This window comes from Gluconobacter frateurii (assembly GCF_002723955.1).
Lineage (GTDB): Bacteria > Pseudomonadota > Alphaproteobacteria > Acetobacterales > Acetobacteraceae > Gluconobacter > Gluconobacter frateurii.
The window spans coordinates 625,502-640,854 of sequence record NZ_BEWN01000001.1 but is presented as its reverse complement, the minus strand read 5'-3'; the positions used below and the strand labels follow the sequence as shown (position 1 = coordinate 640,854).

Annotated in this window: 14 protein-coding genes; 2 read left to right on the top strand and 12 right to left on the bottom strand. The window is 55.8% G+C overall.

All coding sequences use genetic code 11. The features are described from left to right. Nucleotides 1-82: 82 nt before the first annotated feature. The 4 genes from GFR01_RS02980 to uvrB form a co-directional block, all read right to left on the bottom strand. Nucleotides 83-490, bottom strand: coding sequence for an NUDIX hydrolase (locus tag GFR01_RS02980; RefSeq protein ID WP_099181602.1), 408 nt, complete (start codon nucleotides 488-490; stop codon nucleotides 83-85). A gap of 11 nt (nucleotides 491-501) precedes the next feature. After that, the gene (gene greB / locus GFR01_RS02975; RefSeq protein ID WP_099181208.1) at nucleotides 502-1,002 is read right to left on the bottom strand and encodes a transcription elongation factor GreB; all 501 of its coding nucleotides are present in this window, start codon (nucleotides 1,000-1,002) and stop codon (nucleotides 502-504) included. Then, a complete protein-coding gene (locus tag GFR01_RS02970) occupies nucleotides 1,002-1,883 on the bottom strand; it encodes an aldose 1-epimerase (protein WP_099181207.1) in 882 nt (293 codons plus the stop codon). Before GFR01_RS02970 ends, greB begins: the two co-directional genes overlap by 1 nt. Before the next feature lie 65 nt (nucleotides 1,884-1,948). Continuing rightward, nucleotides 1,949-4,156, bottom strand: a complete 2,208-nt coding sequence (gene uvrB / locus GFR01_RS02965) for an excinuclease ABC subunit UvrB (RefSeq protein WP_099181206.1) — start codon at nucleotides 4,154-4,156, stop codon at nucleotides 1,949-1,951. A gap of 158 nt (nucleotides 4,157-4,314) precedes the next feature. Between uvrB and GFR01_RS02960 the strand changes: the two genes are divergently transcribed. Then, complete coding sequence (locus GFR01_RS02960; RefSeq protein WP_099181205.1) at nucleotides 4,315-4,728, top strand: hypothetical protein; 414 nt, start codon at nucleotides 4,315-4,317, stop codon at nucleotides 4,726-4,728. A gap of 68 nt (nucleotides 4,729-4,796) precedes the next feature. Here the strand turns inward: GFR01_RS02960 and GFR01_RS02955 are convergent, their stop codons facing one another. Beyond that, a complete protein-coding gene (locus GFR01_RS02955; protein WP_099181601.1) occupies nucleotides 4,797-5,777 on the bottom strand; it encodes a DMT family transporter in 981 nt (326 codons plus the stop codon). 93 nt (nucleotides 5,778-5,870) lie between these two features. Here GFR01_RS02955 and GFR01_RS02950 point away from each other — a divergent pair, with 93 nt between their 5' ends. Next, entirely contained in the window at nucleotides 5,871-6,371 is a 501-nt protein-coding gene (locus tag GFR01_RS02950; protein WP_099181204.1) for an Lrp/AsnC family transcriptional regulator, read from the top strand. A 36-nt stretch (nucleotides 6,372-6,407) separates the two neighbouring features. Here the strand turns inward: GFR01_RS02950 and GFR01_RS02945 are convergent, their stop codons facing one another. The 7 genes from GFR01_RS02945 to GFR01_RS02915 all read right to left on the bottom strand — a co-directional run bounded on the left by GFR01_RS02945 (nucleotide 6,408) and on the right by GFR01_RS02915 (nucleotide 15,329). Continuing rightward, on the bottom strand, nucleotides 6,408-7,769 hold the full coding sequence (locus GFR01_RS02945; protein ID WP_099181203.1) for an ABC1 kinase family protein: 1,362 nt from the start codon (nucleotides 7,767-7,769) through the stop codon (nucleotides 6,408-6,410). A 7-nt stretch (nucleotides 7,770-7,776) separates the two neighbouring features. After that, nucleotides 7,777-9,606 (bottom strand): M3 family oligoendopeptidase, encoded by a 1,830-nt coding sequence (locus GFR01_RS02940; RefSeq protein ID WP_099181202.1) that lies wholly within the window; start codon nucleotides 9,604-9,606, stop codon nucleotides 7,777-7,779. Nucleotides 9,607-9,696: 90 nt separating this feature from the next. Continuing rightward, the gene (locus GFR01_RS02935) at nucleotides 9,697-10,191 is read right to left on the bottom strand and encodes a DUF523 domain-containing protein (protein ID WP_218016647.1); all 495 of its coding nucleotides are present in this window, start codon (nucleotides 10,189-10,191) and stop codon (nucleotides 9,697-9,699) included. 149 nt (nucleotides 10,192-10,340) lie between these two features. Continuing rightward, the gene (locus GFR01_RS02930; RefSeq protein ID WP_099181201.1) at nucleotides 10,341-11,636 is read right to left on the bottom strand and encodes a glycosyltransferase family 32 protein; all 1,296 of its coding nucleotides are present in this window, start codon (nucleotides 11,634-11,636) and stop codon (nucleotides 10,341-10,343) included. Between the two features lie 653 nt (nucleotides 11,637-12,289). Beyond that, nucleotides 12,290-12,751 carry a hypothetical protein gene (locus GFR01_RS02925; protein ID WP_063904098.1) on the bottom strand — a complete coding sequence of 154 codons (462 nt, stop codon included), beginning with the start codon at nucleotides 12,749-12,751 and terminating at the stop codon, nucleotides 12,290-12,292. Beyond that, complete coding sequence (locus GFR01_RS02920) at nucleotides 12,748-13,938, bottom strand: nicotinate phosphoribosyltransferase (RefSeq protein ID WP_099181200.1); 1,191 nt, start codon at nucleotides 13,936-13,938, stop codon at nucleotides 12,748-12,750. The genes GFR01_RS02925 and GFR01_RS02920 overlap by 4 nt, the downstream gene beginning before the upstream one ends. Further along, entirely contained in the window at nucleotides 13,935-15,329 is a 1,395-nt protein-coding gene (locus tag GFR01_RS02915) for a class II 3-deoxy-7-phosphoheptulonate synthase (protein WP_063904100.1), read from the bottom strand. Before GFR01_RS02915 ends, GFR01_RS02920 begins: the two co-directional genes overlap by 4 nt. Nucleotides 15,330-15,353: the final 24 nt, after the last annotated feature.

Here is a 15,353-nt window from a genome sequence, read left to right as displayed (position 1 = left end):
GGAAACTCCGGTTGAAGGGATGTTGAAACATTATCTGTAGCTGGCACCACGGCTTTTTCAAAGCCGGTGCCCGTGCGGGTCGTCAGGGTTCGCGCTTTTGCAGAACGGCTACGGCCTGAAGCGTTGGGGTGGTCAGCGGAGACGGCAGTTCCGCCAGCGGGAACCAGCCAAAATCGCTATGCTTTTCCGGCTCCATCAGAGCGGGCGTCCCGGTAAATTCCGTGACCAGATAGACTGGCGCAATCCAGTGCGTTCCAGCCACCTGATCTGATTGCTCTACTAAACAGAGCATTGTTTCCGCGTGGATCGTGACACCAAGTTCTTCCGCCACCTCGCGCTCAACAGCCCTGGCGACGGGTTCGAACAGATCTACCTTTCCGCCCGGCAACCCCCAACATCCGGCTTCTGGTTCTCTCTTTCGACGAATCAGCAGCAGCTTTCCACCAACAAGAATGGCAGCGCCACACCCTACACGTGGTTCGGATTGCACAAGCGCCCCCTTCAACCCTGCGGATCAGGATAAGTAATTTTCAGAATTTCGATTTCAACGGGTCCACGGGGGGTCTGCAAGTTCGCCACATCTCCAACGCGCGTACGCATCAGGGCGCGAGCAATCGGGGAAATGAGGCTGACTTCTCCCCGCACCAGATCCGATTCGTCCACACCCAGAATCGTGACAGTGTGCTCAGCATCATCTTCATCAACATAGGTCACAGTCGCCCCGAAGAATACGCGATCCCGTGTCGCCTGGGCTGCCGGATCGACGATGACGGCATTTTCCAGCCGCTTCCCCAGAAAGCGCAAACGACGGTCAATCTCGCGCAGACGACGCTTGCCATACTGATAGTCCGCGTTCTCTGAACGATCCCCGTTCCCGGCAGCCCAGGATACGATTTCAACAATGCGGGGCCGCTCTTTCTGCGCCAGTTCCTTGAGTTCCGCCCGCATGACAGCGGCGCCTTTGGGTGACAGGTAATGCGAAAGCGGCGTCTTTTCAGACATCAGACACCCCTGACACGGAAACGCATCCGGCCACCAATTCGCGTTTTTGGCTTGAGGATATGCAGTCCTCTGCCCGGAATATCAGCTCGATTAATGGCATCTGTCATGTTCGTCACTGGCTCTACAGCAACGAATGGCCCATCAGGCGACGTAAAAACGACCAGATGGGTGAAGATTGGGTCAGCCTCTACCGTGACCATCACTCCTGCATCGGGGCGATTAAGCCCGACCGTTCCTTCGAAACCTGCAAAGCAGTTATCAATGAACCGGGCATGAGCATCTTTGGGGGTATGGAAAGACCATTCGCCTTCGCAGGGGACTGCTTCAACAGGAAGCCCGTCCGGTGATGTAAGCCAGACTTTTTCTGCGTCGAATGAAAGCGTCGCTGGCCCTTCGGCTGCAAGAAATGGATGAAAGCCAAACCCGACAGGCTGTTCCACCGTATCCCGGTTTTCGACGACCATGTGAACATCGAGCACATCGTCAGTCAGCAGATAGGACAGAACCGCGCGATAAGCGAAGGGCCATTGCCGGTCATTGTCCTGCGGAACGTGATCCAGTGTCAGGACAGCGTGGCTTGCGCCCTGGTGGGCGACCGTCCATTCCTGTTCCCACGCATTTCCGTGAATTGTGTGAGGATGATCACCCATGTTGGGAGCCAGATCGTAATCCTGCCCGTCGAATGAAAAACGCCCGTTCGCGATCCGGTTGGAATAGGGAATCAGCGGATATGCTCCAACGGCCTCCCCTTTCTGCGCAGCCAAAGCCTCGTTCGGTACTGGCAGAAAAATGTCTTTCCCGTCCCGTTGCCAGACACCAACGGCGCCTCCCGTTTCGGGAAGAATGGTCAAGCGGCTCTTACCGCGGCTCAATTCGATCATGACAGTCTGCAATCCTGATAGTGGCGGTTGGTCATGGGCAACCGGGGTCGCCCCATATACCCCGATCAGCGACGACCGCCACGTTTGCGTTTGGCCGGATCGTACCCGCCACCACCTGGACCAAGCGGTGTTGGACCTTTCGATTTCTTGCTTCCACCGGGACGGCCCGCAGTAGACGTCGCCAACGGAGGTGGCTCCAGCCCCATATCAATCGCTTCAAGACGACGTACTTCATCACGCAGGCGAGCGGCCTGTTCAAAGTCCAGATTGGCAGCGGCTTCGCGCATCCGCTTTTCCAGTTCCTGAATGGTGACAGGCAACGATTTCCCGACAAACTGCTCGGTATCCCCTGCCTCGTCCGGCGCAACAGTGACGTAATCCTGCTCAAAGATGGACGAGAGCGCATCGCCAATCTTGGAACGAACCGTCATCGGCGTAATACCGTGCGCCTTATTCCATTCCATCTGACGTGTCCGGCGTCGAGCCGTTTCCTCAATGGCAAAGGTCAGACTGTCCGTCATCTTGTCTGCGTAAAGCAAGACACGACCATCAACGTTACGGGCAGCACGACCGATCGTCTGGATCAGCGACGTCCGTGAGCGCAGGAAGCCTTCCTTGTCCGCATCCAGAATGGCGACGAGCGCACATTCTGGAATATCCAGCCCCTCACGCAGCAGGTTAATGCCAACCAGAACGTCAAAGGCGCCAAGGCGCAGATCACGGATGATCTCAATCCGTTCCAGCGTATCCACATCGGAATGCAGATACCGGACCTTGATCCCGGCTTCGCTCAGATAATCGGTCAGATCCTCGGCCATCCGCTTGGTCAGCGTCGTAACGAGAATTCGGCCACCCTTTGCAATCGTCTCCCGAGCTTCATGCAGCAGATCGTCCACCTGTCCTTCGACTGGCTTCACGATCGTGATCGGGTCAATCAGTCCTGTCGGACGAATGATCTGCTCGGCAAAGACGCCGCCTGTCTGTTCCATTTCCCATGGACCGGGCGTAGCAGACACAAAGATGCTCTGCGGCCGGAACGCGTTCCACTCCCCGAAGGCCAATGGCCGGTTGTCGATGCAGGACGGCAGACGGAACCCGTAGTCAGACAGAACGGATTTCCGGGCTCTATCCCCACGCTCCATGCCACCGATCTGCGGAACCGTGACGTGACTTTCATCCACGATCAGCAAAGCATCTTCAGGCAGGTATTCAAACAGCGTCGGAGGCGGATCGCCGGGACCACGGCCAGACAGATACCGGGAATAGTTCTCGATGCCTTTGCACGCGCCAGTCGTCTCGATCATTTCCAGATCAAACGTGGTCCGCTGGGACAAGCGTTCGGCTTCCAGCAGCTTTCCTTCTTCGGTGAACTGCGCGAGCCGCTGTCGAAGCTCGTTCTTGATCCCGATCATGGCCTGATTCAGCGTTGGGCGCGGCGTGACGTAATGGGAGTTTGCGTAAACGCTGATTTCCGCCAGATCCGCCGTCTTGTTGCCCGTCAGCGGATCGAATTCGGTGATCTGGTCAATCTCATCACCAAACAGCGAGACACGCCACGCACGGTCTTCATTCTGAACCGGGAAGATGTCGATCTGCTCCCCGCGCACACGAAACGTCCCGCGCTCAAACCCAGCATCGTTTCGACGATACTGGAGTTCGACCAGCGCCTTGATGAGCTTCTCGCGATCAATCTCGCCCCCGACCTCAAGCCGGACGACCATTTTCGAGTACGTCTCAACGGACCCGATACCGTAAATACAGGACACGGATGCGACGATGATAACGTCATTCCGTTCCAGAAGCGCCTGCGTGGCCGCATGGCGCATCCGGTCGATCTGCTCGTTGATCTGACTGTCTTTCTCGATATACGTGTCCGACCGCGGAACATAGGCTTCCGGCTGGTAGTAGTCGTAGTACGAGACGAAATATTCGACGGCGTTATCGGGGAAAAACTGCCGCATCTCTCCATAAAGCTGCGCGGCCAGAGTCTTGTTCGGGGCCAGAATGAGCGTCGGCTTCTGCGTCGCTTCAATGACCTTAGCCATGCTGAACGTCTTGCCAGACCCCGTCACCCCCAGCAGAACCTGATCGCGATCCCCGTTCTCCACGCCCTGCACAAGTTCGGAGATCGCCGTGGGCTGATCGCCAGCCGGTTCATAATCCGCTTTGACCACGAACTTCCGCGTCTTGGCCTTTGCAGGCTGCTTTTCAGGGATGAATGCCGTCATGGGCATTGCGGTCGCATTGCGGAGTGCGGAGGGTTTTTTGGCCATGAGATCCAAGATGGGAAAGAAACGGGAACATCACAAGAGCGCAGCAGCACGGAAGGCGTTCCGGCGGCGTATCTTTATGTCTTTCTATTGCTGAAAAGGATGGAGGGACTCGTCAAGAGGGCGTATTCAGACCGCGTATCTTTGAAGGGAAACCGATCATGGACGTCCAGACGATCGAGCAGACATACAACCAGCTTCAGGAACAGGCCCGACAATCCGCACAATCCCTCCAGACGCTCGGCGCCAAAATGCAAGGTGCCGCACAGAGCGGAGACATGCAGGCCCGGGAATGGGCACTGGACCTGCGGGAAGTCGCGCTCTCGTTTCAGGCCGAGCAGCAACAGGTCACAACCCTGCTTCAACAGCTTCATGCAGCGCTTGAAAATGCGGCAAACAGCCAGAATACCTATGTCTCGCCTCAGCCGTACGTCGCACAACCACCTGTTCAGGCCGTGGACCAACCCGCTGAAAACAGCTTCTTTTCCAACATTCTCAATTCAGGATTTGTCCGCTCGGTGGAAGCAGGCGCCGGCTTCGGGATCGGCAATGATCTGATCAAGGAAATCTTCTGAGACTGTCTGGCCCGATCATCCACACGGGCCACCCTCCTGCTGCCGTCAGAGTATGAGAGCAGAATTAATCATGCCGCAAGATCCATGACTGGAAGGGTCTCGTGGGTGGATTGCCTGCGATGAACGGCAGCACAGGACAGAACGCTCCCGATCATCAGAGCAAATGCCGCCATTTCGAGAAAACGGGGCGCTCTTTGTTCCCACAGCACCCCATAAGTCACACCAAAAAGCGTCTCGAACAGGATCATCTGGCCCGTCATGGTCAGCGGCAAAAGACGGCACATCCGGTTCCACAGAGCATTCCCAAACAAAGAGGCAATAACGGCAACGCCTGCCGAGACACCAGCGAAACGCCCCCATTCCGACGGAGAATGGCTTCCAGAAGACGCCAGAAGAGCAACTGGCAGCAGAACCAAGGCCTGCCCTCCCGTGACCAGCCCGGTCAGCAGAGTCCAGTCATGTGCCGAAAGATGGTGCATGCGCATCAGACATCGACTGTTCCACACGGCATAGGTCGTCCAGCACGTCAGAGCGGCCAGCGCATAAACCAACCCCATCACTGATTGCCCTGACGGTGAGGGCATGGTCAGCGCCTGCCAGCCGATACACACCGCACCTGCCGCACATAATCCTAATGACGGCAGCAAAGACCTGAGCGGCACCGCTCCCTTGTCCCGACTTCCAATGATGGTGACGGCAACGGGCATAAATCCCAGAACAAGCGACGTCAGGGCAATGCCTCCTGCAAGCACGGCGGAAGACACCAGAACATAATAGAGCGTATTGCCAAACAGGGAGAGCCAGAACAGGGCGCTCCAGTCCCGAAGTCTGATGACGCAAAACACCCGGCTCCACCGAGGCGCAATCAGGACTGCGGCGATAAGACCGTAAGCAAGGTATCGCCCCACCGAAAGCTGAAGTGGCGTAAATGACCGCACCAGTTCGGGAGCCAGAAAAACCAGCCCCCACAATGCCCCCGCCCCTGCACCACACAGGATCCCCAAAGTGGCCTGACTGGATCTATCCGGATTATGCGACGGTACGTTCACGATGATCTTTCCCCTGGGGGCGAGAGGCATATCATCGGCGCAGCGAGTTTTGTGCTCTTGATTGGGGGATCAAATGCAACAAAAACTCACTCCATGAACAAGAAAGCTCCCGCGCCTTCCCGCGTTTCTTTTCGGCCTTTGGACTCGTTCGACCGAGCCATCCTGCGGATCGTTCAGAAAGACAATAAAATGCCTCAGCGACAGATCGCAGAGAGGGTCAATTTATCCGCCGCCGCGGTCCAAAGGCGCATCGCCGCGATGGAGAAATCCGGCGTCATCACACGGAACAGCGCCACGGTGGATGCCCGTGCCGTTCAGATGGGCATTACATCCATCGTGGAAGTCATGCTGACAGACGAACGGTTGCAAACCGTCGATAATGCCAAGGCCCTCTTCCGGGCCGCGCCGGAGGTCCAGCAATGCTATTATGTGACAGGTGGGGTCAGTTTCATGCTGGTCATCGTGTCACAGGACATGACCACTTATGAAGAAACAACCCGGCGCCTCTTCGCCCAGAACGACTCCGTTGCCAGCTATCGCAGCCTGATTGCGCTGGATCGGGTCAAAACGGGAAATGACATCCTCATTCCATAAAAAAAGCGCTCCCGTTTCCGGAAAGCGCTTTTTCTCTTAGAGCGAAGAAATCGCAGGTGGAACCTTGGCCTTGGCCAGTGCTTCCTTCTGGCGCTCAGCCAGAACATTGACGTCAAAGCCCTCGATCAGCTCCTGGAACATCTGATGCCAGTTCAGGCGTGCACCCAGGCGCAGGAACGCACTTCCAAGCCCAATGGCTGACCGGTCCATCAAAACGAACTCACGAGGCAGTTTTACGCCCCCCGTGCGCTTCAGCCCTTCATAGACGCGTTCCAGAACCTGTTTGGCCTCTGCCGGATCATTGCTTTCCTGCATGGCACAAACGCGATCGGTCATGAGCGGACGATAGAAGAACCGAGCCCATTCGTTCAGCACAGCGGCCGTTTCACGGGAAAGGCCCTCAAAGCCCCATTTGCTGTAGGCATGGAAAGCACGATCCTCGTCATTGTCCCGCAGAGCCGCAAACAGATCCACCACGCCCTCAACAAAGCGAGGAGAGAAGATACGGACGGCACCGAAATCGAGCAGGTTCAGACCGTAATCATCGCGAACGGTGAAGTTGCCCATGTGCGGGTCGCCGTGAATGACGCCGTAGCGATAGACTGGCGTGTACCAGGCCCGGAACAACGCCCGCGCCATATCATCCCGCTGTTCCTGCGTCGCATCAGACGCCAGCACCGCCTTCATGCTGCGACCCGACACCCAGTCCATGGTCAGCAAGCGGCCGGTAGACAGTTCTTCAATCGGAGCAGGAACGGTCACAGTCGGGGTTTCGGACAGCATATCGCGATACAGGCGCAGATGGCTGGCTTCCCGACGATAATCCAATTCTTCCCGAAGACGGTCAGACAGTTCGGTATAAACCTCGTCCTGACGGATCGTCGTCTCGAAACGCTTGTATACGCCCAGCGCCGCACGGAACTGCCGCAGATCGGAATCAACCGCGCCCTGCATGTCGGGATACTGAAGCTTGCAGGCCACTTCGCGTCCATCAACCAGACGGGCCCGATGCACCTGGCCCAGAGACGCCGCCGCAACAGCATCATGGCTGAAAGAGCGAAAGTTCTTTTCCCAGCCGGCCCCCAGTTCCGCCGTCATCCGACGACGCACGAAGTTCCAGCCCATCGGGGGCGCATTGGCCTGAAGATGAGCCAGTTCTTCCGCATATTCGTCCGGCAGAGCACCAGGAATGGTGGAAAGAAGCTGGGCCGCCTTCATGAGCGGTCCCTTCAGATTACCCAGAGAAGACTTCAGGCCTTCCGCGTGGACACCCTTATCCGTCTTGATACCAAGACGGTTTCCAGCCAGGCGCGCAGCGATGCCGCCGACTGCACCAGATGTCCGAGCCATCCGGCGAAGTTCGCCCATCAAACCGGTATTATCGAGATCGCGCGCCATGGTGCCCTCAGCCCTCCTGCTCGAGCTGATCGATCAGACCCGAGATTACATCCAGTCCTTTACGCCAGAAACCCGGATCCGTCGCATCAAGACCGAACGGCGCCAGCAATTCCTTATGGCGAAGCGTTCCACCGGCTTCGAGCATGGTCCGGTATTTGTCCGCAAAACCGTCAGGCTGGTCCTGATAGACGCCATACAGCGCGTTCACCAGACAGTCCCCGAAAGCATAGGCATACACATAGAACGGCGAATGCACGAAGTGCGGGATGTAGGACCAATAGGCGTCATAATCCGGCGTAAAGTGGAATGCCGGACCGAGGCTGCGTTCCTGCACATCGCGCCAGATGGAGCCAAGCTGCTCTGCGGACAGCTCACCCTTGGCACGCTCATCATGCACGCGCACTTCAAACTGATAGAACGCGATCTGGCGGACTACCGTGTTCAGCATGTCCTCCACTTTCGCCGCCAGAAGATGACGGCGGCGCTTCGGATCGGTTTCACGATCGAGCAGAGACTGAAAGGTCAGCATCTCACCAAACACAGACGCCGTTTCAGCCAGCGTCAGAGGCGTCGCGGAGTTCAGATAGCCCTGCTTCTGCCCTGCAAGGATCTGATGCACCCCATGCCCAAGCTCGTGAGCCAGCGTCATCACATCGCGGGCGCGACCATGATAGTTCATCAGGATATAGGGATGGACGGACGGTACGGTTGGATGGGCAAAAGCACCTGAGGACTTACCCGGTGCAGCTTCCGCATCAATCCACGGGTGCGTCAGGAAGCGGTCCACCAATGTCCCAAGCGCCGGATCGAAACCCGTGTAGGCGTTCAGAACAATCTCCTTGCCGTTCTCCCAAGGAATCACTGTGTCAGCCACGCCCGGCAGAGGCGCATTACGGTCCCAGTGTTCCAACTTTTCCAGCCCAAGCCATTTGGCCTTCATCGCGTAATAACGATGAGACAGACGCGGATAAGCCTCATCAACAGCACTGACCAGCGCGTCGACAACTTCGTCTTCAACCATGTTGCCACGGTTGCGACTGCTGGATGGACGCGGATAACCACGGAGCTTGTCCCCGATCGCCTTGTCCTTGGCGAGCGTGTTGGTGATCATCGTCAGAAGACGGGAATTGTCCGCCAGAACAGCACTGATCTGCTCAGCAGCCGCAGCACGCTTTTCGCGTTCAGCGCTCGTCAGGGTGTTGAACGCGGCCCCCAGAGGCTTCGTCTCGCCATCAAGTGTGATGGTCAGGCTGGCCATGGTTTCATCAAACAGTCGGTTCCAGGCATTCCGGCCTGTTACCGACTTGTCCATCAGAACCTGCTCAACCTCATCCGAAAGCTGATACGGACGGAAAACGCGCAAATCCCGCAGAAAGGGCTGCCACTTCGCCATGTCCGGTGACGCAGAAATCTTCGCAAGAACGTCATCCTCAAGACGGTTCAGTTCCAGCGAGAAAAATAACAGGTCAGCCGAAATATCCGTAATGCGCTCCTGCACGCCCTGCGTGAAGCGACCCCAGGTTGGGTCCGTCGTATGGGCGGCAAAGCCAAGCTGGGCGAAGGAGCCGATGCGTCCCAGCCCTTCCTCGATCCGCTCATATTCCACGAAAGCCGAGGCCAGAGCCGCTCCATCAGCCTGCCCCAGTTTCCCCTTCCAGGTTTCGCTGAACGTGCGGGCGGCCGATGTCAGAGCCGCAAAATCCTGTTCAATCGCCGGATCGTCCAGCGACGCATACAGGTCGGACAGATCCCAGCGCGGCGGTGTCCCGCTCTCGCCGGAGGGAGCAGACGGGGCATTGGACGGATCAGTGACCGCGGAAAGATTCTGACTGTTCATACCCTGAATTTAGACGTCCCTGCCGCCGGGTCAAACGGGAGGAAGATGACAAATCCGTAGTAAATGCTCCGCTGAGAGCAAGGATATGCTTTAACCGGCTCGTTGAAGGGCAATTCTGAGGTCTTCAATCGCGTCCTGACTGAAAACCTGAATCCCGTTCTGGCGCAAAAGCGCTGCTGTCACGCCTGCTCCGGCATGTTTCTGGCCGCTGAAACTGCCGTCATAAATCATCTGACTTCCACAGGACGGGCTGCCTTCCATGAGCAGCGCGAACCGGCACCCCTGTGTTTGCGCGACGTTCAGGGCAATCCGGGCACCTGCAACAAATTCGTCCGTCACATCCGCGCCTGACGTGTCGGTCACGCGCGCTTCACCCTGGAGAACGTCCCTTCCATCCTGCCGCGCACCAATTTCGGCTGGCGGACGTGGAACCGGCATCCCACCCGCAAGCTCCGGACAGACCACGACCAACCGCCCCTCTTCCTGCCATTGCTGAAGCAGCGGATGCAGAAGGGTCTTTGCCTTGCCATCATATCGGACTGGCTGACCCAGCAGACAAGCACTAACCAGAATTCGGTTCTTCACAAGCGGCAATATCCTGCTTTCGGAGCACATCAGAATTCTACTCTGATACCCTGATGTGCCCAAAAGCTGAACCAGCCCGTAACGCCCTCAAGCAGACAATTTTTTCGATCTTTGCAACTCTCGCTCAAGTGATAACAAAACTGTATTTTTCAAACATTTTGCCAGTTGGGCAGGGAATGTTTGTAGGGCGTATCAAACTCCTCAATAATTTTCTTGAAATCATGCTGGTCATAAATTGCGATTGTCTGGGTTGGCCGAAGCCCATTCAGAGACTTATGCGCCGTACGATTAAGCGCTCGCGTCAGAGGGCCAGGCCCCGTTTTGAACGCTATATACAGGTTCGGGAATAAATAGCAGTTTCGATATACTGACAGCAAAGCATCTGACACAATTTCGCTGTTCGGAACAGTTCCATAAAAGTCGTTGTGAACCATTCCATTATCCGTAAGGAAAAAAGCATTCTGAGCAGGCTCAGAGATCATCTTTTTCAACGCTACGGAACCTGACACTCTTAAATCAGCATCCAGCCACCACCCTCCCAGAGTCTGCGTCACATGAAGACGCAAAAAATCGGCGGCTTCTGCAGGGTGACGCATCTGCAGAAAGAGATTGCGAGCTTCTACGCCATAAATGTCGTAAAGCCATTCCTGTGCTTCGTCTTTATTGAAAATTTTTAATGGCATTCCTGGAAGTGTGCTATGCAGATCGAAGTTATTTTGAATCTCAGGGGGAGGATTATTGTCCCAATACATATAAAGGGCGGAAGGAATTCTTTTCCCTTCTTCTTGACGGTCCGGGGTGAACAAACTTGGCTCAATTCGTTTTGCAATTTGCAGGATTTGCCAATCAGCTTCCTCACCCGTATGAAATTCGTCATACGCACTACCGATTTTTTCAAGCGCTCCGCGCAAGTTATTTTGACGCCAGGCTAACCTGATCCCACTGATATAGTTCGCATACGGAATATGTAAGCTACGGAGGCGTTCTAATTCTTCGTCTGCAATATCCTGCCCACTTTTTAGAAGACAAAGTAAACGAACTTGCAAAAGTGTATAAACACTTGGAAATTCCGTAGGATTCCCTGAGTGGAGCTGCATAGATCGAAGGTAAAATGCTGCTGCTTCAGAAAAATGTGCATGTGTATGAAGTATATTTGCAACCCTAAAGCATGTAGATACTGTGGAGCCACCATCTTCAAGAAAAGCTTGACGAGCATCCAGGTCGCAATTCAGATCGGCACCAGCTAAAGCAGCAACAGCCGTGGGCATTGGCGGTAGAAAAGATTCATTTTGAAAAGCAATAGAGGAAGTATCCCCTTCCGTTGCTTCCTCCCCTGGAAACAGATTTTGGGGCGAGTTCATAATACCTTCTTGAGGCGTTTCTATTTCGGAGACGCTGGAGTCAGTGGCCCCAAAATTCTTGATGTGATTTTTTGAAGACATCATTCAATCCAATCCAGAATAGAGGTGTGAATACTGCTATATCGTAAAAATTATCAGAAATATTCTGTAGCAATGCGTTTCGGATTTGACAAGATACTCCGATGTTATGAGTAAAACTTGATTGGGAATATAGTTTTAACTACCGATTCAATATGAAAGATAACGTCCAGATCTGCGTTAGAAGCAGAGGAAGGTAACGGGGCACGCCGCTTTGCATGAAAGCATTGAAATGGCCACCAGCGTTCTCATCATGGTTGACCGCTGATCTCTACTGAAGGATAGCGCCCCATGGATCCTTATGTGCTCAGGTAAATGAGCGGTGGCCGCAAAGCCTGTCGGAGGCTTTGATAGCCCCACTCACTATATAGGTCAGTTGCACACCAACAGACGGCGCCATCGGACCATGAGCCATCCCGATATTCAAGCCGATCAGTGAAATTTCGCACCAGGTATTTGCTGGATAAGGTGTTGAACAGGCCAACCCCGTGCGCCTCGAAAATGGTAGAGATGTCTTGTGGAAAAATATCCCTCCACACGACTTGCCAATCTAACGCAAGAATTACAGAGCCACAGTCATGTGGATATTTTTATGACCTGCCCTTCATAACGGGCGTATTGCCCTCGTACGCTCGCAACCATACGAGGGGCAATCCTATTCAGTGACGGATGACCTCGTGAGTATCTTCGTCATCATCATCATCGTCGTCTTCATCGTCAACATCAGGAGGCCCGGCAATTTCACCGTCATCTACCAGTCTGCGCGGATCAATGGCACGCCAGTCGCGTTCCATGTCTGTCGCTGGGTTGGCGGCAAAATCTTCCAGTTCGGTGGAGGACTTCCAGCCGTCATCACCGGCATCCACAACCTCGGCGTTCTCACCGAAGGCGAACCAGCTTTCCAGCACTTCCTTGCTCGTTGCGCCCGGAACACGGCAACGCTCGATGCTGTCCCGCACATAGGCGCGGGCATAAGCATTAGCGTGCATCAGATCCATGAAGTCTTTCACGACCTCGACGGTGTCATCCTCGGATGCGCCTGACAGATCAATGATCCGTACGTTCCAGGACTGGCCCTGCCCTGCAGTCTCAGTTCCTGTGTTTTCCGGTTCGTCGCTCATGAGGCCCCCTGTTCGGCTCGTGCCTTGTTCAGCAGAAATTCACGTCCAACCTTGACGCGAAGCGTGCCGTCATAGGCCACGATGTCCGCTGTTGCATAGGTCTCGGACCAGCGATCCGGAATAAAGGAGCCACTTCCAACCACGTCAATCGGGGCATGGGCATCCCGCATCGTAGTGCATTTGGAAGCATTGAAGCCCGAAGAGACCGTGATTTTCACTTTCGGAAAACCGGCTTCGTCCAAGGCTTCCCGCATCCGCCAGATGGCAGCCGCAGAAACACCCGTCCCAACAAGATCACGCAGTTCCGCGTCCGAGCGATAACGGCGGATCGTACCGGGCGTATAGCGTTCCAGCACGGCATAGGAAGACTGCGGGTCCAACCCTTCGAGGAAGCGACCGCCATGCGTATCAAGGCGGACACTTAACTGCCCTGCGGCGGCTTTTTCAGGAAAACGATGACAGACTTCCAGAGCGTCTGTCACTTCCTGCCCGAAATAGTCCACCAGAATTGTCAGCGGATCATTTGGATAAACATCCACATACATTTCGGCAGCGCGCAGGGTAGAACCTGCATAGCCAATCAGGGCATGCGGCATGGTACCAAGCCCATGATCCTGCCCGAAGAAACCCGCCGTCGCATCATTGGCATTGCCAATGAAACCACGAGCACCTTCCTTCTGGGCGGCCTGAGACCCAACGGCCGCGGCATAACCCATCTGTTCCTGCATTTCGAAACCGGCACAATGCCGTGCTTCCATGGCCAGAAACGAGACATCAGGAAGCGCCATGGCCATCTGATAGGCATTATGTGCCGCCACACAACTGGCCCCGAGACGCTGAAGCAACAGCGTTTCCAGCGGAGCAAGACAGCTGAAGGGGCCGGTCAGGTACAGCAGAGGCTCACCTGCCCCGACCCACTGTCCCTCGTCGTACACCTCGCGGATGTGAAGATCGAAGCCCTGCTCTTTGGCGACATTGCGAAGCCAGGTGACGGCAATGCCACAGGCTGCAATCACAGGCCGCCTTATGAACACCGCGTAGGTAACCCGTGAGTCCCCGAAATGTTCGACAATCTGTCGGGTACGCGCGAAATAGGCGTCCGTCCGGGATTCGATTGTTTTCCGATCCAGCGGGCCAAGGACACCGCTGGACTGGTTTAGTGCACGTTGAGAAACGGAAGAGTTCATTCCTGCTTTCCTGCTCGTCGTCCTGTCAGTTCATGAGCAAGAAGGAACGCCATTTCAAGCGACTGTTCTGCATTTAGGCGCGGATCACAGAATGTTTCATACCGATCACCCAGGTCGGCCTCCGTCAGACACTGGGCACCACCGATGCATTCGGTGACGTCCTGACCCGTCATTTCAAGGTGAATACCACCCGGACGACGGCCTGCAGCCTCGAAAACATCGAAGAAGCCAAGGACCTCACCAAGGATGCTCTCGAAGGAGCGCGTCTTGACCTTGCTGGACGTCGTGGTCGTGTTGCCATGCATGGGGTCACACAGCCATGTGACCGTGCGGCCCGTCTTGATGACGGCATCCAGGAGGGGCGGCAGATGCTCGCGCACCTTGTCCTTACCCATCCGCGAGATCAGCGTGATGCGACCGGCCTCGTCATTCGGGTTCAGGATTTCGAGCAGCTTTTCAAGATCCTCAACCGTCGTCGTCGGGCCAACCTTGATCCCGATCGGGTTCTGAACGCCGCGCAGGAACTCCACATGCGCGCCATCCGGCTGACGGGTGCGATCCCCGATCCACAGGAAGTGCGCCGAGCAGTCGTAGTAGTCACCACTGGTGCTGTCGATGCGGGTTAGAGCCTGCTCGTATGGCAGCAGAAGCGCTTCGTGAGAGGTATAGAACTCTGTCTCATCAATCTGGGACGCAGCCGCGTCAAAACCACAGGCGCGCATGAAAGACAGCGTCTCATCAATGCGATGAGCCAGATCCCGATAGCGGGCTGCCAGCGGGGAACGCTCAACAAAGCCAAGGTTCCAGCTATGGACCTGATGCAGGTTCGCATAACCGCCGTTTGCGAAAGCGCGCAGCAGGTTCATCACACCAGCAGACTGGAAATACCCCGTCTCCATCCGTGCCGGATCAGGAATACGCGCCGCCGCAGTGAATTCCGGACCATTGATGATGTCACCGCGATAGCATGGCAGCGTCAGACCATCGATCGTTTCCGTATTGGACGAGCGTGGCTTGGCGTACTGACCCGCCATACGGCCAATCTTCACGACAGGAACCTTGGCGGCGAATGTCAGAACCACGGCCATCTGAAGCAGCACGCGGAATGTATCGCGGACGATATCCGCCGTGAATTCGTCAAAGCTTTCCGCACAAGCGCCGCCCTGAAGCACAAAAGCCTCTCCACGGGAGGCTGCGGCCAGACGCGTTTTCAGACGCCGGGCTTCACCCGCAAAAACCAGTGGTGGATATCGATGCAGACGCGCCTCGACAGCGGCAAGCGCAGCTTCGTCTTCATAAGACGGAGCCTGGACGATCGGACGGGAACGCCAGCTTGCAGGAGACCATGACATCGTGTTGTCGGACGTCTGGGTCTTGGTCGAGGGGTGCATTGAATGCCCTCCAGGGGTCGGGAA